This is a genomic window from Tenacibaculum sp. HL-MS23, from assembly GCF_032463465.1.
Classification (GTDB): Bacteria; Bacteroidota; Bacteroidia; order Flavobacteriales; family Flavobacteriaceae; genus Polaribacter; species Polaribacter bernardetii.
On the sequence record NZ_CP135989.1, the window covers coordinates 1,562,042 to 1,588,198 of the forward strand.

23 protein-coding genes are annotated in these 26,157 nt (G+C 31.7%); 16 read left to right on the top strand and 7 right to left on the bottom strand.

Annotated features, from left to right (window positions below; translation table 11 throughout):
* Positions 1 to 5: 5 nt before the first annotated feature.
* The 3 genes from der to RRF68_RS07275 all read left to right on the top strand — a co-directional run bounded on the left by der (position 6) and on the right by RRF68_RS07275 (position 6,700).
* A complete protein-coding gene (gene der / locus RRF68_RS07265; protein WP_218771465.1) occupies positions 6 to 1,310 on the top strand; it encodes a ribosome biogenesis GTPase Der in 1,305 nt (434 codons plus the stop codon).
* An 86-nt stretch (positions 1,311 to 1,396) separates the two neighbouring features.
* Positions 1,397 to 4,168: an outer membrane beta-barrel protein gene (locus RRF68_RS07270; RefSeq protein WP_315943928.1), complete on the top strand. Its 2,772-nt coding sequence runs from the start codon at positions 1,397 to 1,399 to the stop codon at positions 4,166 to 4,168.
* Positions 4,169 to 4,306: 138 nt separating this feature from the next.
* Positions 4,307 to 6,700, top strand: a complete 2,394-nt coding sequence (locus RRF68_RS07275; RefSeq protein ID WP_315943929.1) for a GAF domain-containing protein — start codon at positions 4,307 to 4,309, stop codon at positions 6,698 to 6,700.
* 21 nt (positions 6,701 to 6,721) lie between these two features.
* Here RRF68_RS07275 and RRF68_RS07280 read toward each other — a convergent pair whose 3' ends face one another.
* Positions 6,722 to 7,930, bottom strand: coding sequence for a Pycsar system effector family protein (locus RRF68_RS07280; RefSeq protein ID WP_218771468.1), 1,209 nt, complete (start codon positions 7,928 to 7,930; stop codon positions 6,722 to 6,724).
* A 171-nt stretch (positions 7,931 to 8,101) separates the two neighbouring features.
* Here RRF68_RS07280 and msrB point away from each other — a divergent pair, with 171 nt between their 5' ends.
* The 13 genes from msrB (at position 8,102) to RRF68_RS07345 (ending at position 22,005) form a co-directional block, all read left to right on the top strand.
* Positions 8,102 to 8,548, top strand: coding sequence for a peptide-methionine (R)-S-oxide reductase MsrB (gene msrB / locus RRF68_RS07285; protein WP_218771469.1), 447 nt, complete (start codon positions 8,102 to 8,104; stop codon positions 8,546 to 8,548).
* Between the two features lie 29 nt (positions 8,549 to 8,577).
* Positions 8,578 to 9,117 (top strand): peptide-methionine (S)-S-oxide reductase MsrA, encoded by a 540-nt coding sequence (gene msrA, locus RRF68_RS07290; RefSeq protein WP_218771470.1) that lies wholly within the window; start codon positions 8,578 to 8,580, stop codon positions 9,115 to 9,117.
* Between the two features lies 1 nt (position 9,118).
* Positions 9,119 to 9,361, top strand: coding sequence for a glutaredoxin family protein (locus RRF68_RS07295; RefSeq protein ID WP_315943930.1), 243 nt, complete (start codon positions 9,119 to 9,121; stop codon positions 9,359 to 9,361).
* Positions 9,340 to 9,855, top strand: coding sequence for a peptide-methionine (S)-S-oxide reductase (locus RRF68_RS07300; protein WP_218771472.1), 516 nt, complete (start codon positions 9,340 to 9,342; stop codon positions 9,853 to 9,855). Before RRF68_RS07295 ends, RRF68_RS07300 begins: the two co-directional genes overlap by 22 nt.
* Before the next feature lie 2 nt (positions 9,856 to 9,857).
* Positions 9,858 to 11,081: a bifunctional alpha/beta hydrolase/OsmC family protein gene (locus tag RRF68_RS07305; RefSeq protein WP_315943931.1), complete on the top strand. Its 1,224-nt coding sequence runs from the start codon at positions 9,858 to 9,860 to the stop codon at positions 11,079 to 11,081.
* Positions 11,082 to 11,374: 293 nt separating this feature from the next.
* Positions 11,375 to 12,940, top strand: coding sequence for a protein adenylyltransferase SelO (locus RRF68_RS07310; protein ID WP_315943932.1), 1,566 nt, complete (start codon positions 11,375 to 11,377; stop codon positions 12,938 to 12,940).
* 36 nt (positions 12,941 to 12,976) lie between these two features.
* Positions 12,977 to 13,588, top strand: coding sequence for a hypothetical protein (locus RRF68_RS07315; RefSeq protein WP_315943933.1), 612 nt, complete (start codon positions 12,977 to 12,979; stop codon positions 13,586 to 13,588).
* 2 nt (positions 13,589 to 13,590) lie between these two features.
* Positions 13,591 to 14,070: a (2Fe-2S)-binding protein gene (locus RRF68_RS07320; RefSeq protein WP_315943934.1), complete on the top strand. Its 480-nt coding sequence runs from the start codon at positions 13,591 to 13,593 to the stop codon at positions 14,068 to 14,070.
* 3 nt (positions 14,071 to 14,073) lie between these two features.
* A complete protein-coding gene (locus RRF68_RS07325; protein ID WP_315943935.1) occupies positions 14,074 to 16,218 on the top strand; it encodes a xanthine dehydrogenase family protein molybdopterin-binding subunit in 2,145 nt (714 codons plus the stop codon).
* 3 nt (positions 16,219 to 16,221) lie between these two features.
* Positions 16,222 to 17,241 (top strand): XdhC family protein, encoded by a 1,020-nt coding sequence (locus tag RRF68_RS07330; protein ID WP_315943936.1) that lies wholly within the window; start codon positions 16,222 to 16,224, stop codon positions 17,239 to 17,241.
* 116 nt (positions 17,242 to 17,357) lie between these two features.
* Positions 17,358 to 17,939: a nucleotidyltransferase family protein gene (locus tag RRF68_RS07335; RefSeq protein ID WP_315943937.1), complete on the top strand. Its 582-nt coding sequence runs from the start codon at positions 17,358 to 17,360 to the stop codon at positions 17,937 to 17,939.
* Positions 17,940 to 17,966: 27 nt separating this feature from the next.
* Positions 17,967 to 21,623 carry a metallophosphoesterase gene (locus RRF68_RS07340; protein ID WP_315943938.1) on the top strand — a complete coding sequence of 1,219 codons (3,657 nt, stop codon included), beginning with the start codon at positions 17,967 to 17,969 and terminating at the stop codon, positions 21,621 to 21,623.
* 16 nt (positions 21,624 to 21,639) lie between these two features.
* Positions 21,640 to 22,005, top strand: coding sequence for a DUF423 domain-containing protein (locus RRF68_RS07345; protein WP_218771481.1), 366 nt, complete (start codon positions 21,640 to 21,642; stop codon positions 22,003 to 22,005).
* Here RRF68_RS07345 and RRF68_RS07350 read toward each other — a convergent pair.
* From RRF68_RS07350 to RRF68_RS07375, 6 genes are read right to left on the bottom strand one after another with little or no spacing between them, the layout of a single operon-like run.
* Entirely contained in the window at positions 21,998 to 22,849 is an 852-nt protein-coding gene (locus RRF68_RS07350; protein ID WP_255554356.1) for a hypothetical protein, read from the bottom strand. The genes RRF68_RS07345 and RRF68_RS07350 overlap by 8 nt on opposite strands.
* Before the next feature lie 10 nt (positions 22,850 to 22,859).
* Positions 22,860 to 23,669, bottom strand: a complete 810-nt coding sequence (locus RRF68_RS07355) for a TPM domain-containing protein (RefSeq protein ID WP_315943939.1) — start codon at positions 23,667 to 23,669, stop codon at positions 22,860 to 22,862.
* Between the two features lie 6 nt (positions 23,670 to 23,675).
* Entirely contained in the window at positions 23,676 to 24,116 is a 441-nt protein-coding gene (locus RRF68_RS07360; protein ID WP_315943940.1) for a TPM domain-containing protein, read from the bottom strand.
* Between the two features lie 2 nt (positions 24,117 to 24,118).
* On the bottom strand, positions 24,119 to 24,727 hold the full coding sequence (locus tag RRF68_RS07365) for a LemA family protein (RefSeq protein WP_218771484.1): 609 nt from the start codon (positions 24,725 to 24,727) through the stop codon (positions 24,119 to 24,121).
* 13 nt (positions 24,728 to 24,740) lie between these two features.
* Positions 24,741 to 25,070: a MerR family transcriptional regulator gene (locus RRF68_RS07370; RefSeq protein WP_315943941.1), complete on the bottom strand. Its 330-nt coding sequence runs from the start codon at positions 25,068 to 25,070 to the stop codon at positions 24,741 to 24,743.
* Between the two features lie 18 nt (positions 25,071 to 25,088).
* Positions 25,089 to 26,057, bottom strand: coding sequence for a M23 family metallopeptidase (locus tag RRF68_RS07375; protein WP_315943942.1), 969 nt, complete (start codon positions 26,055 to 26,057; stop codon positions 25,089 to 25,091).
* Positions 26,058 to 26,157 lie beyond the last annotated feature (100 nt).

The window sequence follows — 26,157 nt, forward strand, 5'->3', positions numbered from 1 at the left end:
GCATAATGAGTAGTATTGTTGCCATTGTTGGAAGACCTAATGTAGGTAAGTCCACTTTATTTAACCGTTTAGTACAACGTCGTGAAGCTATTGTAGATTCTGTAAGTGGAGTTACAAGAGATAGACACTACGGAAAGTCTGAATGGAACGGAAAGGAATTTTCTGTAATTGATACTGGTGGATATGTTGTCGGGTCGGATGATATTTTTGAAGGAGAAATACGCAAACAAGTACAGTTAGCTATTGATGAAGCTGACATTATAATTTTTGTAGTTGATGTTGAGCAAGGAATTACGCCTATGGATGCTGAAGTTGCAAAAATTTTACGCCAAGTTAAAAAGCCTCTTATTATGGCTGTTAATAAGGTAGATAATGCAATGCGTGATGCTGATGCTGTTGAATTTTACAACCTTGGCTTAGGTGATTACCACACCATTTCTTCTATAAACGGAAGTGGAACAGGTGAATTGTTAGATGCTGTTGCCAAAGAGATTCCTGAAGAAGAAGAAATTGAAGAGAATGAACTTCCTCGTTTTGCCATTGTAGGTCGTCCTAATGCTGGTAAATCTTCATTTATTAATGCTTTAATAGGAGAAGATAGAAATATCGTTACTAATATAGCCGGTACAACTAGAGATTCTATTGACACAAAATATAATCGTTTTGGTTTTGAATTTAATTTAGTAGATACTGCTGGAATTAGAAAAAAATCGAAAGTAAAAGAAGATTTAGAATTCTACTCTGTTATGAGAGCTGTTCGTGCAATTGAACACTGTGATGTTGCTGTTTTAGTAGTTGATGCAACTCGTGATTTTGAAGGGCAAGATGAAAAAATATTTTGGCTAGCAGAGAAAAACAAAAAGGGAGTTGTTATACTTGTCAATAAATGGGATTTAATTGAGAAAGAAACAAACACCATGCGTGATTTTGAAGCTAAAATAAGACAAACAATTGCTCCTTTTAGTGATGTTCCTATTATATTTACTTCAGTATTAACAAAGCAACGTATTTTTAAAGCAATTGAATCTGCTGTTGAGGTTTTTGAAAATAGAAAACGTCGTATTCAAACAAGCAAATTGAACGAAACTATGTTAGAGATTTTGGCTCAAAATCCACCTCCAGCAATTAAAGGGAAATACGTAAAAATTAAATACTGTATGCAATTACCAACGTATACTCCACAGTTTGCATTTTTCGCTAATTTACCTCAGTACATTAGAGACCCATACAAGCGTTATTTAGAAAATCAATTACGTGAGCGTTATAATTTTAACGGTGTACCTATTACCATATATTTTAGACAGAAATAAAATATTTTTAACATATATTAACTATTTTCAAAGTAGTTTTTTCATTTTCTTTGCCTGTTAATAAACTAACTCGCTATTAAAGAAAGATGAAAAAACTACTTTTACTTTTCACCCTATTACTTGCTACAAACATGCTAGCACAATCTTATCAATTTAAAATATCCGGTAAGATAAATTCAAAAAAAGAAAAAACGCCAATTGAGGCTGCTACAATTCATATAGAAAAAGTAAAAGACAGTACAGTTGTTTCATACACAATATCAGATGACAACGGAAATTTTTCTTTAGAAGGAAAATCATATAACAAAAATTTAAAGTTATTTATATCATATATCGGAATGAATACCTTTACGAAAGTTATTTCATTAGATAAAAAATCAACTTTCGAGTTAGGAAATATTAACTTAGAAGAAGAAAGTAATTTACTGAATGAAATTGTTGTTACCTCTAGAGCTCCTATTACTATTAAAACAGACACGTTAGAGTTTAATGTAAAGTCTTTTAAAACAAAGAAAGATGCTAACGTTGAAGATTTATTAAAAAAACTACCTGGCGTAGAAATTGATGAAAACGGTAAAATTACCGTTAACGGAAAAGATGTAAATAAGATTTTAGTAAACGGGAAACCTTTTTTTGGAAATGACCCTAGTATTACTACAAAAAATCTGACAAAAGATATTATTGAAAAAGTTCAGATTACAGATACAAAATCAAAATCTGAAGCTTTTTCTGGTGAAAAAGGAGATGCAAACAACAAAACGATAAATCTAACCATTAAAAAAGAAAATAATAAAGGTTGGTTTGGTAGAGTATCTGGTGGTGCAGGAACCGATAAACGTTACGAAGGAGCAACAATGGTAAATCGCTTTGACAACGATCAACGTTTTAGTGTTTTGGCAAGTACAAACAATATAAATTCACCTGGATTTAGTTTTGGTGAAATTCAAAAAATGTTTGGCGGTGGAAATAACTGGATTGGTGGCAACGGTAGCTTTAGCATTAACGGTAGACGTTTTGGTGGAGGTAGCGGAATTGTAAAATCTAAAACTGCTGGAGCAACATATGCTGATCAATACGGAAAAGGAGTTGATGTAAATGCTAACTATTTTTACTCGGGTAGTTCTTCTAATGACGCTTCTAAAAGCAATAAAGAATACACGCTTCCTGATAGAAAATATTTTACGAATGCAACCTCTACATCAAATGATGAAAATCATAACCATAGTGTTAGTACGGAATTCGATATCGAAATAGATTCAACTTTTTTAATTAACATAAGTCCTTCTTTTGTTTTTAACAAAAGAGAAGGAAATAATCGTAGAGAGGAAGAATCTTTAAGTGAAAGCAATGTTCTTACCAACAATTACACGAGTAATTCATTTGCTAAATCTAGTGCCAATAATTTTAAAAATACTATTGATATTACCAAAAAATTAGGCTCAAAAGGTGCGTTTATTAAGGCTTCGATTACAAATCAAATAGATGAATCTAATACTGATGAAATAAACAAATCAACTATTGAAGTGTTTGGAAGTAACCCAAGCTCTGAAACTAGAGATCAAGAAAGTACCATATCAGATAATTTAGTAGGCTTAAACACCATGGTAACATATCGTTTTCCTTTAGTTGCAAAGAAATTCTTTTTAGACGCTAAATACAGTTATCAAAGTGATGAAAGAGAGAATAAGCAAGATACATATGATTTTAATAATTCTTCGCAACAGTATACCGATTTTAATGAAAGTTTAAGTTCGGATTTTACGTATAATGACATCGCAAAAACACCTTCTCTAGAATTAATTTATAAAACAAAAAAATGGCGTTTTAATTTCGAGACAGGCTTTGTAAACAGAACTTTAGAGAACAACGACAAATTACGTCCTGAATTAAGTTTAAACAAAAAGTTTAATAACATCGCTTTAGATGCTGGTTTTAGATACCGATTTGACTCGAAAGCTTCTATATATTTAGATTACCGTTTAACAAACAGAGTACCTGGTATTAACCAAATTCAACCTTTCGAAAACGTTAGTAATCCATCAAATATAATTACTGGTAATCCAGAATTAAAACCAACACAAAATCACAGAGCTTATATTAATTTCAACAAATTTAATTGGCAAGCTGGTACAGGTATTTATTTATATGTTAGTGGTAGTATGTTTAAGAATCAAATTATTTCTAACACATCTATTTCTGATGAATTTATAAGAAACTCAACTTACGAAAATACTGATGGTGGCTATGATCTTTGGGGAGGTGGTAGTTATAGTAAAAAAGTAAAATTAGATTCTATTACCACATTAAAACTAAGAGCTGGCTCTAATATTAGTGTCTTTAAAAACTTTAACATTGTAAATAACATAAAAGAAGGAGCGCAAACAAGTGCTTTAAGACCTAACTTAGGTGTAACTTTAGATTGGAACAAACTTATCTCTATCGAAACACGTTATGATGTTTCTTTTTCTAAAACTAAATATGATATAAACACCAATCAAAATCAAAATTTCACAAGCCATTCTTTAACCATAAGAACAAAAACAAACTTTCCAAAAAAATTAGAATGGAGAAACGATGTTAAATACACTTACAACCCTAATGTTGTTGGTTTTAATAAATCTGCTTGGTTTTGGAATGCTACATTAGCGTACTCTGTACTAAAAGACCAAGGAACTATAAGTTTAAAAGGATATGATTTATTAAGTCAAAATACAAATGCACAACGTAGAGCCACTTCTAATTATATTGAAGATTCTGAAAGTACTGTGTTAGAAAGATATTTTATGCTAGGCTTTAGTTGGAAATTTAATAGTTTAGGTAAAAAAGGAAAAATACGAGATTATAATATGCGTTTTTAATCAAAGAAATACATCACAAAAAAGTCCTTATTTTAACAAGGACTTTTTTTATACTCATTGTTTAACGAAAGCGGTAGTAACCAAAAACTACTAACTCAGTACAATTTTGTAAATTTGCAATAGTTTAATAAACAATTCATGGAAGTTAGAGCATTAAAAGCGTTTAAAAACATCAATTTACCTTTACAGCTAAATATTAGTTTTGAGAAAATTTATAATATGCTTAAAGAATATGCTAGCCATGACTTCAAAGAGCATCCTTTTAATGCGTCTGCAAAAATAATCATAAAACAAGTTGAGAAACATCCAGAGCTCATCTCGGGATTTTCTGATATAACGCTATTAAAAAAACACGAAGCTATTATTGATCTTCTATTAGAGGCTTTATTTCCCGAAATATTAACTTTAAATGAAATTAAAGCTGCCACAATACCTTTTTCTTTTACAACTTTTAAATTCACAAAACGCCTAGAGAATATACTTAAAAATGCAGGAAATGATTATGAATTAAAAGTTAGAGACCTAGATGATGATAAAATGTACATAATGGCATGTACGTTTATTTTAAACACCGTATATCAATACCCAATAGATCTAAAACGTCCTTTTTTCTTTGATATTCCTGATAAGGAAAACAATTTAATAAAACATTACAGAGTTGCCTTTAATGGTGATTTTATGGATATTTCTCCTACTAATACTGCTCCTAAAATTACTCAAAGCGATATTAAAGTTCTTTTAGATAATTATAATAATATTGATGTTTGGAAAGAAAAATTCCCTCCTGAAAGCTACATTTTTAAAGGCTTTGGCATTATGAATTTATTTGATGTAACTGCCGATGAAAATATTTCATCAATAAGAACCAGTTTACTGCAAAAAGACGATGGTAGTATTGTTGAAAAACTTCGTAAAGATTTAAGTGAATTTTATAATATTAAAGATCTAAAAGTTGGTTTTTCTGTATTCGATACTTCTGATTTATCTTTACAATCCACACGTATTAAAAAATCTGAAAGTATTATTCTATTAGATGATGAAAAAAGAATTTCATGTGATACTTTTTTTTGTAGCTCTATAGTTTCTAAAATTTTTAAAGCTCAAGAAATAATTGCTATTTCTGATGTCGAAAACTATGGAGAAGCTACAAAAAACAATCCTTTTTCTAAACGATTAAAAGAAAAAAACATAGGAAGTGTTTTACTAATTCCTATAAAAGCAAGTGATAGTAATGATTTAGCACTTTTAGAAATTGCCTCTCCTAGAGCGTATGAATTAAACTCTGTTAATCAACAAAAACTAACAGATATTATTCCAGTTTTTAAAGCCGCCATAGATCGCTCATCCGAAGAATATATAAATATTTTAGAAGCTACAATTCAAAAGCATTACACTTCTTTACACCCAACTGTAAAGTGGAAATTTTATGAGGCTGCAGAGCAATATCAATACGATCTTTATTCTAAAAAAGAACATGTAAAGATTGAACAAATCGTATTTAAAGACATATACCCTTTATATGGTCAATTAGACATAAAAGGATCATCCTTCGCTAGAAACGAAGCCATTAAAGAAGATTTAATAACACAACTTACATTAGCTATATCTGTACTTAAAAAAGCATGTGAATCAGAAAGACTACCAATATACAATGAGTTAATGTTTCGTTTAAACGAATACATAACCGATGTTCTTAAAGGATTAAAGGCTGGTGATGAAGTTGGCATACTAGATTTCATGAAACGTGAAATCTACCCTATTTTTAAACACATTAAAGAAATCAATAGTCATTTAACAACTATTGTAGGCACTTATATAAATCGTTTAGATGACAACTTACATGTTGTATACGAAAAACGAAAAGCTTACGAGCAAAGCGTAACGCTATTAAATGACAAACTAGCAAAATTTATCGATTTAAAACAAGAGAATGCGCAAGCTATGTTTCCCCATTATTTTGAACGTTATAAAACAGATGGTGTTGAATATAATATGTATATCGGGCAATCTTTAACTAAAGAAAAGAAGTTCGACGAGCTTTATCTTTACAACCTTCGCTTATGGCAATTACAAATAATGTGCGAGATGGAAAACGTTGCGAATACAGCTCGTAAATCTATGCAGCATGACTTGCAAGTAGCTTCTTTAATATTAGTTCATAGCAATCCATTATCTATAAAATTTAGAATGGATGAAAAACAATTCGACGTAGATGGTGCTTACAATATTAGGTATGAGATTATAAAAAAACGAATTGATAAAGCACACATTAAAAAAACTAAAGAACGCCTAACTATTCCTGGTAAAATAGCAATCGTATACTCGCAAGATAAAGATGCAGTAGAATATATGAAGTACATTAGTTTTTTACAATCTAAAAAATTACTCGGAAAAGTAGAAACACTAGAGTTAGAAGATTTACAAGGTGTATCAGGACTAAAAGCTTTGCGTGTTGAGGTTATTTATCAAGAAAATTTTAATAGCGAAAAAACAATATCTATTGATGAATTGATGCAGGAATTTAAACAATAAATTATCTATTTTCTTAATCTCTTATAACAAACCAACACTAGTATCTTGTATTTTAAAGGCTACTGCAAAAGCAATTACACTTACAATTATACCAATCATAAAAACAGTATAAGTTGTTCTTAACAGCTTATACTTTCTGTTTAAAACAAGCCCTAAAAAATATAAATCTTTAGTAAGAGAACCGTATAGGTAATCACGATCTTTCATCATCTCTTCCATCCCCCACTCAAAATCTTGCAAATTCATTTGATGAAAATTTCCGAAGAATAATAAGTTTACTTTTTTATTCGCTACATCTTCCTTAGTAAATTTACCTTCTGTAACATTAGGGCGGGTTGCCATTATTGATAAAATAATAGAAGCAACAGTAAATGTTATAAAAATTAACGAAGGAATAATTAAATAATGATTAGAGGTATTATCTAATTTCGGAATTAAAGTAGACAGCGCCATAGAAATAATAATAGCATTTACCGACAGTAAAATATTTGCCTTAGTATCTGCAATATCACTTAAAGTTATATGATTTCTTAAAGCCACACGAAACATTGTTTCTATACCTCGTTCTGGTAACGCTACTTTATTTTTTTTAAAATCTAATGCAGCCTTTTTTTGTTTTATTTTTTTATTTTCCTGAGTTCTTTTTTTCTGTTTTTTTAATAGTTGTGCTAAATTTTTACCTCTAGCTTTACCCCAATTCTTGGCTGCATAAACAGTATAATACTTATGGCTTGTTAAAAAAAGAATGTTCTCTGTATTCCATTTCGAATCAGAGATTATATAATCTTTAGTTAGCTCCCACTCTTTTCTTAATAAAGAAGTATAATCCGTAAAATTCTTGCTTCCTATATGAGCACAATCAGCATCACAAATTATTTTCTCTAGTTCAGATTCTGGTTGTACCCCCACCTTAGTAGCCAAAATTATTTTAGAAATTTCAGCAATTTCAATCTCAGAAACCTTTTGTTTCTGTAAAAAACCTTCAGCAATTTTCACGCTTTCTTCTTCGTGATTTTCAATAGATTTTATGTATCCAACATCATGAAACCATGCTGCTAATAGTAATTTATGAGCTGATTTTTCTTCGATTTCAAGACCTTCTATTATTTCTTTTGTTTTATCTACTACATGTTGCGTATGAAATACACTATGATATACAAATGATGGATTTAATTCTTCATTTAATAGATTCGTAACAAAATTTTCTGCTTCTTTTAATAAATTTTCCATCAAAAAGGTTTTTGCTAAATTAAAGATAATTTTTAACTATTATTAAGTGTAAGTTTGAAGACTTAAAACCGACTATACTCTTGTTAAGTTCCATTAACATATAGTACATAGTCAGTTTACAAATTGATTCTGTGCTATATTTTTTGTCTAAATCTAAATAAAAAAACTATTATGTTAAACTGGAAAAAAATTATTCATTTTGCTGTAAGTAAAAACCCAACTCCAACAAAAAGGGTTGAAAAAACTGAAATTGAATGGAAAGAATTATTAACTCCAGAACAATTTAGAGTTACGCGATTAAAAGGAACTGAACGCCCTTTTTCAGGTGAATTATGTACTACTTATGATGAAGGCCAATACAATTGTATTTGTTGCAACACACCTTTATTTGACTCTACTATTAAATACGACTCAAGTTCTGGTTGGCCGAGTTTTACACAACCTATTACCGAAAATGCAATCAAATACCATAAAGATAATACACTAGGAATGGTTAGAGTAGAGATTTTATGCAATACTTGCGATGCACATTTAGGACATGTTTTTCCTGACGGACCAGAACCTAGTGGATTAAGGTATTGTGTTAACTCCGAATCTATGCAAATAGGTGAAAAATAATTACGCTACTTAATAAAAAAGAAGAAAAAATGACAATTAAAAATATGCAAACTACCACTTTAGGTGGTGGATGTTTTTGGTGTACCGAAGCTGTTTTTCAAAAAGTAAAAGGAGTTAAAAAAGTAGTGTCGGGTTATGCTGGTGGAAATGTTCCTGGTCACCCAACCTATCGTGAGGTTTGCTCGGGCTTAACCGGCCATGCAGAAGTTATACAAGTTACTTTTGATGCTGCTATTATTTCTTACGAAGATATTTTAGTTATTTTTATGACAACACACGACCCTACAACCTTAAACCAACAAGGAGCAGATCGTGGAACTGAATACAGATCTGTAATTTTTTATCATAACGATTCGCAAAAAGTAATGGCTACTGAAGTTTTAAAACAAATACAGCAATACTACGAGAATACAATCGTTACAGAACTAAGTGCTTACACCAATTTTTATGAAGCTACTCAAGAGCATCAAAATTATTATCTAGAGAACACAAAACAAGGATATTGTAGTTTTGTAATTGAACCAAAGCTTGCAAGATTACGTAAGCTACATGCTGATAAACTAAAGTAATATGCTTATTAAGTTATATGGAGCAGAAAGATGCCATAAAACACAACATTATAAAACATTTTTTAAAACGCGTAATATAAGTTACGCGTTTTTTGATGTTGAGTTAAATGAAATTTTTGCAGAAGAATTAAAAAATCTGTACGAAAGCAGAAATCTTAATTTTCCAACAATTACAATTGATAAGAAAAGACTTCGGAACCCGACAGATAAAGAGTTAAATAAATGGATAGAAAAACTAAAATAGCATTTGGTGGTGGTTGCCATTGGTGCACAGAAGCAGTATTTCAATCGTTAATTGGCGTTGAAAAGGTAGCACAAGGTTTTGTTGCTTCTACTAATAAAAACAACACCTTTTCAGAAGCTGTTATTGTTACTTTTAATTCTAATAAAATTACAGTAAAAACATTAGTAGAAATTCATTTACACACTCATAAAAGTACTTCGCAACATTCTATGCGAAAAAAATATCGTTCTGCTATTTATGTATTTCCTGAAAATAAAAAAAAGGAAATTCAGCTAATAATTGATAATTTACAAGCTGATTTTCAACAAAAAATCATTACACAAATATTAGAATTTAAAGAATTTAAATCGTCAGAAAATCAGTTTAAAAATTATTACTATTCTAATCCAGAAAAACCGTTTTGTGAAACATTTATCAATCCAAAACTACAATTTTTACGAACTCATTTTTCTAAACTAGTAAACACAAAAAAATTAAATATTACAACTGCCTAATTATGAAAAACACAAAACTAAATATCATCAATAAAAAAGGGCATAAATTACAAGCTTATTTAGAATTGCCTGCTAATCAAAAACCTAATTACTATGTGATTTTTGCACATTGTTTTACGTGTAGCAGTACTTTAGGTGCTGTTAAAAATATTAGTCGCTCTTTAACGCAACATGGTTTTGGTGTTTTACGTTTCGATTTTACAGGTTTAGGTCGCAGCGAAGGTGAGTTTTCTGAAAGTCATTTTTCTGCAAATGTTGATGATCTTATATCTGTAAATGATTACATGACCGAACATTATGATGCTCCTTGTTTATTGGTTGGTCATTCGTTAGGCGGTGCAGCTGCAATCGTAGCTGCTTCTAAATTAAATAACATCAAAGCAGTTGCAACTATTGGTGCTCCTTCTAGCGTGAGTCATGTTAAACATTTATTTTCTCATGGAATTGAAAATATAAAAACAGCTGGCGATATTGAAGTAAACATTGGCGGAAGACCTTTTAAAATCAATCAAGAATTTGTATCTGATTTTGATAAAACCAATCTGCCTGAAATAACAAAAAACTTAAGAAAACCTATCTTAATATTACACTCTCCTATCGATACTATTGTTGGTGTTAATAATGCACAAGAATTGTATTTAAGTGCGCATCATCCTAAAAGTTTTATAAGCTTAGATGATGCCGATCATTTACTATCAAACTCAAAAGACAGTATTTATGCTGGTAACTTAATTGGTACTTGGTCTGAACATTATTTTCCTAAACAGGAGAATAAAATGTTAGAAACTAACGGAGAACAATTAGTTGGACATTTAAATTTGATTGAAAATAATTTTACGACAAATATTCAATCTAAAAACCACACATTAATTGCCGATGAGCCGGCTTCAGTTGGAGGAGATAATTTTGGTCCGTCTCCTTACGAATATTTAAATGCAGCACTAATAGCTTGTACCGCTATGACGTTAAAAATGTATGCAGAACGTAAAAAATGGGATTTACAAGAGGTTTTTGTTTACGTAACACATTCACGAAAACACAGTGATGATTTAGGTATTGAAACCGAAAAACCAACTTATTTAGATCATATTAGTAAAAAATTAAAGTTTGTTGGTAATTTAGACGAAAAGCAGCAAAAACGCTTAGCAGAAATAGCTTCTAAATGTCCAGTTCATAAAACCTTGGCTAGTGAAGTTATTTTCGATACAAGTATTATCGAACATTAAATAAATGCAACCATGAGTATTATTTAAGATTTTAAAACTACCTGAAGTCAAAATCTAAAGGAAATAAAGCCTTAAAAGCTCCTGAAAAGATTTGTCTTAACTATTAGAAAAAAGAAGAAACAGATTTTTTCTAAAATCAAAGTCTATAATAGTACTCTAGCACATAATATTTATAACAATTTCATAAACGAAGTTGCTAAAAATCAACTAAAACTGCATTAAAAGAAGATGCTTTAGTATCTGAAACTTGTAAAATTTCACATTAATAATTTTCTTCCAATTATCTTTGCCTAATGAAACTAAATATTCAAGACACTTTTAACAACGAATTACCTGCTGATAAAATTATAGGAAGTGAACGCCGACAAGTTTTAGACGCTTGCTTTTCGTATGTTCAACCTACAAAAACAGCTAATCCAACATTAATTCACGTTTCAAAAGAAATGTTAGAAGCCGTTGGTTTATCTGAAGAAGATACAAAATCTGATGATTTTCTAAAAGTTTTTACAGGAAATAAAGTGCTCGAAAACATGCATCCGTTTGCGATGTGTTATGGCGGACATCAGTTTGGTAATTGGGCAGGACAGTTAGGCGATGGTCGTGCTATTAATTTAACCGAAGTTGTACACAATAATAAACGTTGGGCAATTCAATTAAAAGGCGCTGGTGAAACTCCGTATTCTCGAACCGCAGATGGCTTAGCCGTTTTACGCTCTTCAATTAGAGAGTATTTGTGTAGCGAAGCCATGTTTCATTTAGGCGTTCCAACCACCCGAGCACTATCATTAAGTTTATCTGGTGATGAAGTTTTACGAGATGTTTTATACAACGGAAATCCTGCGTATGAAAAAGGAGCAATTGTAGCTCGTGTGGCACCAAATTTTATTCGTTTTGGTAACTTTGAAATTTTATCTGCAAGACAAAACCATCCTACTTTAAAAAAATTGGCAGACTATACTATCAAACATTTTTATACTGAAATTACATCCGAAGGAAAACAAAAATATCTCGATTTCTTAACAGCAATAAGAAATAAAACCATCGATATGATTGTGCATTGGCAACGCGTTGGTTTTGTACACGGAGTGATGAATACCGATAACATGTCGATTCTCGGATTAACAATCGATTTTGGACCTTACGGATGGCTAGAAGGCTATGATTCTGGTTGGACACCTAATACAACAGACAATCAACACAAGCGATATCGCTACGGAAATCAGTCGCAAATCGGACTATGGAATTTATTTAAACTCGCAAATGCTTTGTATCCGCTTATTGAAAAAGTAGCTCCTTTACAAGATATTTTAGATGTATATTCTGATATTTATAATGCGAAATATCACGAAATGATGAAATCTAAATTAGGTTTATTTTCTGATGATGAAAACGACAAAGAGTTAATTGGCAGGTTAGAAGAAACTTTACAATTAACAGAAACCGACATGACTATTTTCTTTAGAAATCTATCAACTATTACTACAAAAGATGATTTCGAAAGCGCTATTAAAAAAATTGAAATTGCTTTTTATACAATTGATGAAGTAAAAGATGAAATTAAAAATCATTGGGTAGATTGGTTTAATCGTTATTTAAAAAGACTACAACAAGAAACTTTTTCTGACCAAGAAAGAAAAGAAAAAATGGATTTAGTAAACCCAAAATATGTACTTAGAAATTACATGGCTCAATTAGCAATTGACGCCGCTGATAAAGGGGACTATAAATTAATTGATGAATTATATGAATTATTAAAAACCCCATATTCAGAGCAATTAGAACATAAAAAATGGTTTGCAAAACGACCAGAATGGGCACGCCATAAAGTTGGCTGTTCTGCTTTAAGCTGTAGTTCTTAAAAAAAGAGTAACTTTAGGTCGACTTATAATTTTTATATGAAACTTAAAAGCAAATGGTTTGTGGCCTTACTCTTAATTATAACAAGTTTTGTTATCGCCGCAAATTTAAAAAAACCTCAACCTAAATACACCGCAGTAACTTCGACCACTACAAACGAAGATAACTTTAATAAAATGATGGATGTTCTTACGCACAAACGCTGTATGAATTGCCATCCTAATGACAATATACCAAAACAAGGTGAAGATTCCCATCCTCATTACTTTGGTATGTCTAGAGGAACCAATAACTTAGGTTTCGAAGCCACAAAGTGTACAACTTGTCATCAAACAGAAAACAATAAATATTCTGGAGTTCCAGGTGCACCTGAATGGTCTTTAGCTCCTCCTGAAATGTTTTGGGAAGGATTAGATAGGTATCAAATTGCAGCATCTATGATGGATACAAAACGAAACGGTGGGCGAACACCTAACGAAACAATGCATCATTTAATTGAACACGAACTGGTATTATGGGCATGGAATCCTGGCGTAAATTCCGAAGGGATTCAAAGAGAATTACCTCCTGTTTCATTAGAAGAATATAAAAAAACCGTAAAACAATGGTTTAAAGACGGAGCCATAATTCCTAATAAACCAACTAAATAATTATGAAAATAACATTCGAAGTAAATAACCAATCAAAAACTATTACTATTGATGATGGCAATACACCTTTACTTTGGGTGATTAGAGATATGCTTAACTTAAAAGGAACCAAATTTGGTTGTGGTAAAGCCGCTTGTGGTGCCTGTACTTTACATGTTGATGATGAAGCTGTTCGTTCTTGCTCTTTTCCGGTTAAATTTGCAGAAGGTAAAAAAATAACGACTATTGAGGGTTTAGGAACCGAAGAGAATCCTCATCCCGTTCAACAAGCTTGGGTAGAAGAAATTGTTCCTCAATGTGGTTATTGTCAGCCTGGTTTTATGATGGCAACTGCCGCTTTATTAAACGAAAACCCAACCCCTACAGATGATGATATCGACAAAAATATTGTAAATATTTGTCGTTGTGCAACGTATTACAGAATGCGAAAAGCAATTCATCGCGCAGCAGAATTAAATAATACTAATCTTTTAAAATCATAAATTATGAGTGCTAAATTATCACGTCGTAAATTTTTGGTTCGAGGAGCTCTAGGTACTATAGGTGTTGTTGCTGTAGGAACCTATTTATTCAGAAACCCTATACGTAGAGAAGTTTTAGGATATTTAAATTCGGCAGAATCTCCTTATTCAGGAAGCGGAATGGAACCAATGATATGGTTTGAAATTACAAAAAACAACACCATTATTTTACATTCTCCAAAGGTAGAAATGGGACAAGGAACCTTTACCGGTTTGGCGCAAATTGCAGCTGATGAAATAGGTGTCTCTATAAAACAAATTGATGTTGTGCATGCAGCAACTGCTACTGGTAATTTAGATTCTTTCGCCACAGGCGGAAGTACTTCTATTGCTAGTTTATGGCAACCACTGCGTGAATTAGCAGCTACAACTCGCGAAATGCTAAAGATAGAAGCTGCTAAAAAATTAGGTATTGAAGCTAGTACTTTAAAAGCAAATAAAGGTGTTTTTTCTGACGGAAATAAAACAATGTCTTTTTTAGAAACCACTAAAGATGTTACCGATTGGAAAATTCCTGACACACCAAAACTAAAAGATATTAGTGACTATAAATTTGTAGGAAAACCAATACCACGTATAGATTTAAATGCAAAAGTTTTTGGAAATCCGATTTTTGGAATGGATGCAGAAATGCCAAATATGGTACATGGTGCCGTTGTTCGCGCAACACATATTGGAGCAAAATTTATAAGTGCAGATACTACTGATGCTGAAAAATTACCAGGAGTTATAAAAATTATTAAAGAAGATGATTTTGTAGGTGTAGTTGCTAATTCTTACATAGAAGCTTTAAATGCTAAAAACGCTATTAAGGTTAAATGGGAATATAACAACACTTTAAACACTGAAAATATTGAAGAAATGATGAAAGTTGGTAAAGGAAATCCAACTATCATTCAAAAAATAGGCGATGATATAGAGGATGAAGCAAGTATTAGTATGGAATTTAAAAGTCCGATTGGAGCACATGCACAAATGGAGCCTAATGGAGTTTTAGCCTTTGTTGAAGGAGATAAAGCAACTATTAAAATCTCTACACAAGTAGTAGCTATTACTCGAAAAGAAGTTGCTGCTCGTTTAAATATTAATGAAGAAAATGTTAATGTAATTCCCACTTATTTAGGTGGTGGGTTTGGACGCAGATTACACACGCCACATGCTGTTCAGGCAGCTGTAATGTCGAAAGCAGTTGGTAAGCCTGTAAAGTATTTTTTCACCCGAAAAGAAGAGTTTCAACATGATATGTTTCGTCCGCCAACACACCATGTTGTAAAAGGAACCTTAAATTCTGATGGTATGATAAAAGCTATACGTCACGATTTTTCTAGTGGAGATGTTGCTATAGATTCGGCAATACTACCAGGTTTTATAAATACTATTTTAGGTGCCGATATTGGTGCTATTCGTGGTGGGTTTTGCCAATATGGTTTAATACCCAATATCCGTGCAGTTTCTTGGCATGTAAAACTACCTTTTGCAACTAGCTGGTGGCGTAGTTTAGGATTATTAGCAAATACTTTTGCATGGGAAAGTATGATGGATATTTTAGCAGAAAAAGCAGGTAAAAACCCTATTGATTTCCGCTTAGCTCATATTCAGGATGATGAAAACGGAAAACGATTAAAAGCAGTTATTAAAGCGGTTAAAAAAAGTGCTAATTATAAAAATGAAGCAGAAAACGGTCGTGCAATGGGTTTCGCCGCCTCTACAGATGCAGGAACACCTTGTGCACAAATTGCTGAAGTTTCTATAGAGAACAATCAAATTAAAGTACATAAAGTTACCTGTGCTATGGATCCCGGAATCGCAGTAAATCCGGATCAAGTAAGAGCGCAATGTGAAGGTGCAATTATAATGGGTATGAGTGCCTCTATGCATGAACAAATGTTTGTAGAAGAAGGTCAATTACGCCCAACAATTTATGGCCCTTATGATATGGCTTTAATGAAACATGCTCCTAAAGAAATTAATGTTATTTTGCTGCAAGGTATAGATAAACCAAGCGCAGTTGGCGAACCTCCTTTAGGTCCAATTGCCGCAGCAGTTGCAAACGCTGTTTATCGACTAACAGGAAAACGATTAACTTCTTTACCTTTAAAATTAAGTTAATACATGACCCACGAATTCAAAGAAATTATACAGCAGGTTATTTTAAATCAACAAAACGGAATACAAAACGTATTAGCTACAGTAGTTGACTTAGACGGTTCTTCGTATAGAAAACCCGGGGTTAGAATGCTACTATCTGACGACGGAAAAATGATTGGAGCCGTTAGTGGTGGCTGTGTAGAAAAGGAAGTACAACGAAGAGCGCAATCGGTTTTAAGAGATCAAAAATCAAAAGTTATAACCTACGATGGGCGTTATCGATTAGGCTGCGAAGGTGTTTTATATATTTTATTAGAACCTATTAAAATTTCAACAACGTTCATAAATGCTTTTTCTGATAGTTTATCCAATAGAAAATCATTTAAAATTGAATCTTTTTACAAAAAAGAAGATGAAATTTTTGGAGATTTTGGTTCTATAATTCAGTTTAATAGCAACTGTAAATTTACTTTTCACAAAGATTTTAAATCAACTAAAAAAAATGAATCACTCGTTTTCGAACAAACACTAAAACCTTTATTTCGCTTATTGATTATTGGTGGAGAGCACGATGCTGTAAAATTATGTTCACAAGCAACACAACTAGGTTGGGAGGTAGATGTGGTTACCTCTATTAACGACCCAAAAGAATTAGCAGATTTTCCAACAGCAAAATCGGTAGTAGCACAAACACCAGAAATTATTGATTTAGATGATATTAATGAACACACAGCAATTGTAATAATGAATCATAATTTTACGTATGATTTACGTTGGCTCGTAAAATTACAAGAACAAAACCCTGTTTATATCGGAATTTTAGGTGCTGCAAAACGACGTGAAAAATTACTAAATGAATTATTTGATTTCGCTCCTGAAATAAGCGATACATTTTTAGACAAAATACACACACCTGCCGGTTTACATATTGGTGCAGAAACTCCGGAAGAAATTGCTTTATCTATTTTAGCTGAAATCTTATCTGTAGTTCGTAAAAAGGAAGTTTTTTCTTTAAAAAAAATTACAGGAAAAATTTATACCTGATTTTAAAATACGTCATTGCGAATGTAATGAAGCAATCTCTCACTAAATAAAACAGATTACTTTACTCGTAATGATAGTAAAAATTGAAATTCCGTTTAAAATAATACTAATCAAGAATGCAAAAAATTGCAATACTAATACTTGCTGCAGGAAGTTCTTCTCGCATGGGAATCGCAAAACAAATACTTCCGTATAAAAAAACCACGTTATTAGGTTGGACTATTGAACAAGTAAAAACATCAAAAGCAAACGCCATTTTTTGTGTTTTAGGGGCAAAGGAAGCAATAATTAAAGAAAAAATTGATCAATATAAAATTGAAACCATTTTTAACGCTGATTTTAAAAACGGACTAAGCACAAGCATTGTAGCTGGAGTAAACCATATAATTGCTAAAAATTTCGATTCCGTTTTAATTACGCTAGCCGATCAACCAAATATAAACCCGAAGTATTTAGATGAATTGATAATTACATCTAAAGAAAATCCGAAGAAAATAATAGTATCTAATTATGAAACAAAAAGAGGTGTACCTGCAATTTTTCCAAAAAAATATTTTAATCAATTATTAAATTTAAAAGGAGATAAAGGCGCTTCACTTTTTCTAAACAATAATGTATCTGAAACTATAAAAATGCCTCTTTTTAATTTAATTGACATTGATACTAAGGAAGATTATCAGAAACTAATCAATAAATAGTATTTTTACAGTTCAATTAATCATTTTATGAATTTTAGATATTTTCTATATTTTGCCACTCTTTTTTTAATAACCGGCTGTGCTACATTTAAAGCTCAATATGCTACTAAGGAAAAAAATAAAGAAACAAAATCTGACAAGAAAATTGCCCATTCTTTTTATTTAATTGGTGATGCCGGAAATTCTGAATTAGACTCTGTATCGCCTGCCTTAACATATTTAGAGAAGCACATAAGTAACGCAACCGAAAATGCTACATTACTTTTTTTAGGAGACAATGTTTATGAAACAGGTATTCCTTCTAAAAAAAACAAAAAATACCTTTTAGCAAAACACAGAATTGAAGCGCAAACAGCTATTGCTAAAAAATTTGCAGGAAGATCGATCTTTATTCCTGGTAATCATGATTGGTATAATGGTTTAGACGGATTAAAAAGAGAGGAGAAATTAGTTGAAAAAGCATTAGGTAAAAATTCTTTTTTACCAGAAAGTGGTTGCCCTTTAGAAAAAGTAAAAATATCTGAAGATGTTGTTTTAATTATTGTTGATACCCATTGGTACGTTACTAACTGGGATAATCATCCTAAAATAAACGATAATTGCGAAATAAAAACAAGGGTAAAGTTTTTTGAAGAATTTAAAGGCTTGATAAAAAAAGCAAGAGGTAAAACAACCATTATTGCTATGCATCACCCAATGTTTACTAACGGTTCTCATGGGGGTTACTACTCTCTTGTTAGTCATATGACACCGCTACCCGTTTTAGGAACTTTAAAAAATCTTTTAAGGAAAACAACAGGAATCACAAATACCGATTTACAAAACAAAAAATACAACGAGTTAAAAAAACATATTGTAACATTAGCGCAAGAAAACGATAAGACTATTTTTGTTTCGGGTCATGAGCATAGTTTGCAATACATTGTTGAAGATAATATTCCGCAAATAATAAGTGGTTCGGGTTCTAAAACTACCGCTACTAAATTAACTGGCGGTGCAAAATTTACTTATGGAAGTCAGGGTTTTGCTAAATTAAATGTTTATAAAGACGGTTCTTCAAGTGTGCGCTTTTATGCTGTGAATGATGATAAAATTGTTTATGAAACGGAAGTATTACCTGCGGATAAAAACAAAAATTTTACGACATATCCTAGTCTTAAAATAACAGAAAAAAAAGCCGCTGTTTATACCGATAAAGAAACAACTAAAAGCCGTTTTTACAAGCATTTTTGGGGAGAACGTTATCGTGAATACTTTAGTACAAAAGTAACTGTACCAACTATAAAACTAGATACCTTATTTGGAGGCTTAACACCTGTAAGAAAAGGAGGAGGAAACCAATCTAAATCGTTGCGTTTACGTGATAAAGAAGGTAGAGAATATGTAATGCGCGCCTTGCGAAAGAATGCTGTACAATACTTACAGGCTGTTGCTTTTAGAGATCAATACATACAAGGTCAATTCGACGAAACGTATACACAAGGTTTATTGCTAGATGCTTTTACGGGTTCGCATCCATACGCACCATTTGTTATCGGAACTTTAGCAGATGCTGTTGGCGTTTATCATACAAACCCTGTTTTATACTATGTGCCAAAACAAAACTCTTTAGGTTCTTTTAATACTGAATTTGGCGACGAATTATATATGATAGAAGAACGTGCTGCTTCTGGTCATGGAGACAAAGCTAGTTTTGGTTTCTCTAATGAAATAATAAGTACAGACGATTTATTAAAAAAACTAGCTAAAAACGAAAAACACCAATTAGATGAAGCTTCTTATATCAGAGCTCGTCTATTTGATATGTTAATTGGTGATTGGGACAGGCATGAAGACCAATGGCGCTGGGCTGTTTTTGAAGAAGGTGAACACACTATTTATCGACCTGTTCCTAGAGATAGAGACCAAGCTTTTTCTATTATGGGAGATGGTCTTATATTAAGTTTAGCAACAGAAATGATTCCGACCTTGCGTTTAATGAAAGCTTATGAAGAAGATATCGAAAGCCCTAAATGGTTTAATTTAGAGCCGTATCCCTTAGATATGTTTTTAATAAGCCAATCAGACAAAAGCGCTTGGGATGCACAAGTAAAACATATCACTTCTAATATTACAGATAAAATTATAGATAAAGCTTTTACTAATTTTCCGGATGAAGTAAAGGGTAAAACTATAAACACTATTAAAAGAAAACTACAAGGAAGAAGAAAAAATTTACAAAAAATATCCGACACTTATTATGGGGATATCAATAAGTTTCAAGTAATAAAAGGTACTCATAAAGATGATTTATTTGAAATAGAAAGGTTTCATAGCGGAAAAACAAAAGTTACAGCATACAGAATAAAAAAAGGTAAAAAAGGAACTGTTTTTCATCAACAAACATACAGCTATTCACAAACTAAAGAAATTTGGATTTATGGTTTAGATGATGATGATGTATTTGTTGTAAAAGGTACTGGTAAAGATTTAATTAAACTTAGAATTATTGGAGGCCACAACAACGATATCTACAATATTATTAATGGTAAAAAAGTAAAAATATACGATCATAAAACAAAGAAAAACACCTTTCTTACCAACAAAGGTGCAGTAAAATTAACAGACGATTACGAAACTAATGTTTACGATTATAAGAAGTTAAAAAACAACGCCAATGTATTTACTCCGTATGTAGGTTTTAATCCAGACGATGGTCTTAAAATAGGTGTTTCAAACACATATACCACCTTTGGTTTTGAAAGAAACCCTTTTACTTCAGAGCATGAAATATCTGCCGCTTACTATTTTGCAACAAACGGATTTGAAATAAATTACTCTAGTGAGTTTGCTAGTATTATTGGTCGTTGGAACTTAGGTTTTAATGCAATGTATACAAGTCCGAACTATGCTGTAAACTTCTTTGATTTTGGTAACAACTCAATAAACTTAGAAGCTGATGGCATTGAAGACAGAGATTACAACCGAGTGAAAATAAGAAAGATCATAGCAGGATCATCTGTTTATTGGGTAGGAGATCTCGGCGCTAAAATAACATTAGGTTTAAATTATCAATCTTTTAAAGTCGACAAAACTCCTAATCGTTTTATTTCAACACAACCTATTAATTTTAATAGTCAAAATTTCTTAAACGCAGAAGCTAGTTATTCTTTCGAAAACACAGACAATGCAGCTTTTACAACTATGGGAATGAAAACAAATTTACAGGTTGGTTACACTTCTAATTTAACAAACAATAACAATTTTACATACGTTATCCCTTCTATTTCTTTTGATTATAAATTAGTTTCTAGCGGGCAAATCGTATTCGCTACGCAGTTTAAAGGTCATGTTACTTTTGGTAATGAATATGAGTTTTATCAAGGTGCAAATTTAGGTGGTAATAATGGCTTAAGAGGTTACAGAAACGAACGTTTTATAGGTAAAGATGCATTTTACCAAAGTACTGATATTCGCTTAAACTTAAGAAAATTAAAAACAGGTTTATTACCATTACATATTGGTGTTTATGGTGGTTTTGATTATGGTAAAGTGTGGCTTGAAAACGTAGATTCTAAAAACTGGAATACTTCTATTGGTGGTGGAATTTTCTTTAATGCTGCTAATATGATGACAGGTAACCTTTCTGCCTTTAATAGTGATGATGGTTTAAGAATCGCGTTTGCAATGGGATTCAACTTTTAATATAAATATAATAAAGATGCAACAAATAGTATTAATATCTGGCGCCTTATTTGGCGGATTAGCTGTAATTTTCGGTGCCTTTGGTGCACATGCTTTAAAGAAAATATTATCCGAAGATCAATTAAAATCGTTTGAAACAGGCGTAAAATACCAAATGTATCACGCAATTGTTTTATTATTTATAGGGAGTTCTTTTTCTATACCAAATCAACTTATGGCTTGGTCTTTTATAATCGGGATTGTTCTTTTTTCGTTTAGTATTTACGGATTAGTCTTATCGGATGCTAAAGGTAAAAAAATGAAGTTTTTAGGACCAATCACCCCTTTAGGTGGCTTACTGTTAGTTGCAGGCTGGATCATGTTATTACTCGAGTTTATTTAATCGTAAACTCGTATAATTTACCACCTAACGACTTTGTTTTTTCATCGGCGATATAAAGTGTTGTATCGTCTTTAAAGCTGAGACTTTCTTTCTGAGAAACATGTTCTAATGCAAATTCTTTTACATCTCCTGAGAAAAAATCATCCTCATTAAAATTGGTAAATACAAAAACCGATTGATGATTTAACAAGGCTACTTTTTTTCCGTTAGGAGATATCGTTGCAGCCGTTATCGAGCAGTGTATATCAGCGCAATTTTCGAAAGTTGAAATGTACTTTGCTTCATGATTTCCTTTTATTGCGGGAATTTTATACAAAGTCGTTTTACCATACTTTCCTTTCACCCTACTCTTTGTAAAAACGTATAAGAATCCGTTGTGATAGAATACACTTTCTGCATCAAAAAAACGATCTTTCTTTTTCGGCGGAAATTTATATTGATCTGGATAAGAGAATTTAATTTTTGTTACCTCAACAGCATCTTTCTCTATTAAATCTTGATGAAAAATTTTAAGTATTTTTAAGTTTTTTCGTTTGTTATTATTGTTTCCAAAATCAGCAATATATAAATTCCCTTTTTCATCGGATGTTATATCTTCCCAATCGTTATTCTTAGCATTAACAACAACTTCTCTTATAATATATCCGTTGGTATTAACGCCGTATATAACAGGCTTATTTCCACTATCATTTAGCATCCATAATAATTCAGCGTTTTTTATCTTTTCTATTCCTGAAACCTCTTTTAAAGAATTTGGTAAATCTGCAAGTACTTTTAGTTGACCAAAATTCTGGCAACTAACTATTAAAAAAAAAGATATTAAAACGAAGCTTCTTTGTATCATAACAATTATTTTACCAGCTACCACCAGCACCACCACCGCTAAATCCGCCGCCGCCAAAACCTCCTCCGAAGCCTCCGCCACCAAATCCACCGCCAGAAGAACCACCAAAACCGCCGCCGCCGCCAAAACCTCCGCGACCTGCATTACTTAAAATAATGGTTTCTAAAATACTTCTTGATGTTGAGCCTCTATAATTTCGTTTTCCTCCACCTCCATTTCCCTTATTCCCTCTAGAAATAACGATAAAAAAGATAACTACAATTATAATAAAGATGATGAAACTATAATCTTTACCTTTTTTAGATTTTTTGCGAGTTCCTTTATACTCGCCATTTAAAACTTTAAAAATAGCGTTAGATCCGTCATCTAATCCAGCATAAAAATCGCCTCTTTTAAATTGCGGAATGATGTAATTCCTGGTTATTTCACCTACAATTCCGGCTGTTAATTTATGTTCTACTCCATATCCTGGAGAAATCCATATTTTTCGGTCGTTTTTTGCTAAAAGAATAAAAACACCGTTATCTTCTTTAGCTTGCCCAATACCCCATTCATGTGCCCATCTCGGAGTTAAGATTCCGATACTTTCACCGTTTGTAGAATCGATGATTCCTACCACTATTTGAGTAGAAGTTGTATCTGAATATTTGATTAATTTATTTTCTAAAGTTGCTTTTTGAGCATCAGAAAGTAAACCAACATAATCATAAACACTTGTTTGTTCTTTTGGTTTATCCGGAATTTTATACCCTTGAGAAAATGTTGTTTGAGTAAACAACAATCCGATTATAAAAAATAAAATTTGTGTGGTTTTCTTCAAGATTCTTTATCCTTTAGATATTTCGTTAGACAATTCGTCTTCATCATCAGTTTGCCAAGGAAAATGAGCTTTTAACTCCTCTCCTGCTTTTAAAACTCCTTCAACAATTCCTTTTTTGAAATTGCCTTCTTTAAAATGGTTTTGCATGGTGTTTTTTGTAGTATTCCAAAAATTGGCTGGTACCACTTTATTTATACCTTGGTCACCATAAATTACAAATTTATGATCTTCAACAGCTACGTAAATTAAAACAGCATTCTGTTGTTTTGTTATATTCATGTTTAAAGAATGAAACACTTCTAAAGCACGATTAAAAGCATCATCTTTACGAGATGATGCTTCTATATGTACTCTAATTTCGCCAGAGGTATTTAATTCGGCTATTTTAATAGCTGAAATTATTTCTTGCTCTTCTTCTTTAGTAAGAAAATCTTCTACTTTAGACATTTTTATTTTTTAGTTCCGAAATCGAAATTTACATCCGGAGCTTTTTCTGCACCAGCTTCCGCTTCAAAATAAGGTTTACCTTCAAAACCAAACCACCCTGCTAAAATAGAATTAGGAAATACTTTTACATGATTGTTATAAGGTTTTACAGCTTCGTTAAATCGAGTTCTAACTGTTAAAATTTGATTTTCAGTACTTGCTAATTCATCTTGTAACTTTAAGAAATTCTGATTTGTTTTTAAATCAGGATAACGCTCTACTGTTACTAATAAACTTTTTAAAGCACCACTTAAACCACCTTGAACTTTATTAAACTGTGCTAGTTGTTCTGGTGTTACTTTTGATGGATCAATATTTATTGATGTAGCTTTTGCTCTTGCGTTAATAACCTCGGTAAGTGTCGATTTTTCAAAATCAGCAGCTCCTTGTACCGTTTTAACTAAATTACCAATTAAATCACTTCTTCTTTGGTATGCAGTTTCTACATTACCCCAAGATTCCGCAATATTTTCATTTAATCTTACTGCTGTATTATTAAATCCTACAACCCATTTAAAAACTACGAATACTAATACTCCAATAATAACTAAAGGCACTAACCATTTTTTCATAATAATTGATTTTCTATAATTGATTTTTAATTTTTTGCAACTCTGCTTTTACTCTTTCTAACCTACTAATAACTTCATGATTATTAACTACATCATTCGGGTTTTTTTTAAGCTTTTGTTTTGCGCCATCTAAAGTAAAACCTCTTTCTTTTACTAAATTGAATATCAACTTAAAATTCTCAATATCCTCTTTTGTAAATAACCGATTTCCTTTTGCATTTTTTTTAGGCTTAATAACCTCAAATTCTTGTTCCCAAAAACGGATTAGTGAAACATTTACGTTAAAAGCTTTAGATACTTCTCCTATTTTATAGTATCTTTTATCAGGTAGTTCTACATACATTTCCTTAGTAAGTTCTAATTAATCGTATGATTGTCCGTTTTCTTGTGATGCTTTTTGCATTGCAATAAATTCTTCTGGAGTTAAATCTCCATAATAAAAATAAATAGGATTTACAGGTCTACCATCTTTATGAATTTCATAATGTAAATGTGATGCCATAGAGCGCCCCGTATTACCAACATAGCCTATTATATCACCACGTTTTACTTCTTGCTTTCTTTTTGCTATAATTTTACTCATGTGCGCATAAATAGTTCTATACCCATATCCATGGTCTATATATACTACTTTACCAAAAGTAGAACTTCTATGAGCTTTCGCTATAACACCATTACCAGAAGCAAAAATAGGTGTACCTTTTGGAGCTGTAAAATCCATTCCATTATGCATTCTTCTCGTTTTAAGGATTGGATGCATACGCATACCATAACCAGATGCCATACGTTTTAAATCTTGATTTTTCACAGGTTGTATGGCAGGAATAGAGGCTAACATTTTTTCCTTTTCTTTTGCCAAACTAACAATTTCGTCTAGTGATTTTGATTGCACAACCATCTGCTTCGATAATATTTCTATTTCTCTTGTTGCATTGGTAATCATTGCGCTATTTTTAAACCCCTCTAAATGCTTGTACCTATTCACACCTCCAAAACCTGCTTTACGCTGCTCTTCTGGTATAGCACTTGCTTCAAAATACGCTCTATATATATTATCATCTCTTTCTTGTAGCTCAGATAATCTCTCTGACAACACAACTAATTCTTTAGTCATTAGTTCTGTATGCAACTTAAAATTCTCTATTTCTCTTTTTTGAGCTCTTTCGTTAGGTGACATTAAAAACTGACTAAACCCTATAAAACCAAAGAATGCAACCAATAAAGCACTAACAATTCCTAAAAAGGACTTTTTATATTTCTCGCTTTTTTTTGACTCTATTTTTCGGTAAGATAACGTCTCAGGATCGTAATAATATTTTACTTTCGCCATAATACTAAATATACTATTTTTGTGCACGTTAAACAAGCAAAAACTCTTAAGAACTTTTGTTTGACAACACACAAATTTACAAAATGTTTTAAAACTACTT

Excerpts from the sequence above, each read along its gene's own strand:
- der (WP_218771465.1), top strand. The coding sequence starts at position 6 with ATGAGTAGTATTGTTGCCATTGTTGGAAGACCTAATGTAGGTAAGTCC.
- RRF68_RS07270 (WP_315943928.1), top strand. The coding sequence starts at position 1,397 with ATGAAAAAACTACTTTTACTTTTCACCCTATTACTTGCTACAAACATG.
- RRF68_RS07275 (WP_315943929.1), top strand. The coding sequence starts at position 4,307 with ATGGAAGTTAGAGCATTAAAAGCGTTTAAAAACATCAATTTACCTTTA.
- RRF68_RS07280 (WP_218771468.1), bottom strand. The coding sequence starts at position 7,930 with ATGGAAAATTTATTAAAAGAAGCAGAAAATTTTGTTACGAATCTATTA.
- msrB (WP_218771469.1), top strand. The coding sequence starts at position 8,102 with ATGTTAAACTGGAAAAAAATTATTCATTTTGCTGTAAGTAAAAACCCA.
- msrA (WP_218771470.1), top strand. The coding sequence starts at position 8,578 with ATGACAATTAAAAATATGCAAACTACCACTTTAGGTGGTGGATGTTTT.
- RRF68_RS07295 (WP_315943930.1), top strand. The coding sequence starts at position 9,119 with ATGCTTATTAAGTTATATGGAGCAGAAAGATGCCATAAAACACAACAT.
- RRF68_RS07300 (WP_218771472.1), top strand. The coding sequence starts at position 9,340 with ATGGATAGAAAAACTAAAATAGCATTTGGTGGTGGTTGCCATTGGTGC.
- RRF68_RS07305 (WP_315943931.1), top strand. The coding sequence starts at position 9,858 with ATGAAAAACACAAAACTAAATATCATCAATAAAAAAGGGCATAAATTA.
- RRF68_RS07310 (WP_315943932.1), top strand. The coding sequence starts at position 11,375 with ATGAAACTAAATATTCAAGACACTTTTAACAACGAATTACCTGCTGAT.
- RRF68_RS07315 (WP_315943933.1), top strand. The coding sequence starts at position 12,977 with ATGAAACTTAAAAGCAAATGGTTTGTGGCCTTACTCTTAATTATAACA.
- RRF68_RS07320 (WP_315943934.1), top strand. The coding sequence starts at position 13,591 with ATGAAAATAACATTCGAAGTAAATAACCAATCAAAAACTATTACTATT.
- RRF68_RS07325 (WP_315943935.1), top strand. The coding sequence starts at position 14,074 with ATGAGTGCTAAATTATCACGTCGTAAATTTTTGGTTCGAGGAGCTCTA.
- RRF68_RS07330 (WP_315943936.1), top strand. The coding sequence starts at position 16,222 with ATGACCCACGAATTCAAAGAAATTATACAGCAGGTTATTTTAAATCAA.
- RRF68_RS07335 (WP_315943937.1), top strand. The coding sequence starts at position 17,358 with ATGCAAAAAATTGCAATACTAATACTTGCTGCAGGAAGTTCTTCTCGC.
- RRF68_RS07340 (WP_315943938.1), top strand. The coding sequence starts at position 17,967 with ATGAATTTTAGATATTTTCTATATTTTGCCACTCTTTTTTTAATAACC.
- RRF68_RS07345 (WP_218771481.1), top strand. The coding sequence starts at position 21,640 with ATGCAACAAATAGTATTAATATCTGGCGCCTTATTTGGCGGATTAGCT.
- RRF68_RS07350 (WP_255554356.1), bottom strand. The coding sequence starts at position 22,849 with ATGATACAAAGAAGCTTCGTTTTAATATCTTTTTTTTTAATAGTTAGT.
- RRF68_RS07360 (WP_315943940.1), bottom strand. The coding sequence starts at position 24,116 with ATGTCTAAAGTAGAAGATTTTCTTACTAAAGAAGAAGAGCAAGAAATA.
- RRF68_RS07365 (WP_218771484.1), bottom strand. The coding sequence starts at position 24,727 with ATGAAAAAATGGTTAGTGCCTTTAGTTATTATTGGAGTATTAGTATTC.
- RRF68_RS07370 (WP_315943941.1), bottom strand. The coding sequence starts at position 25,070 with ATGTATGTAGAACTACCTGATAAAAGATACTATAAAATAGGAGAAGTA.
- RRF68_RS07375 (WP_315943942.1), bottom strand. The coding sequence starts at position 26,057 with ATGGCGAAAGTAAAATATTATTACGATCCTGAGACGTTATCTTACCGA.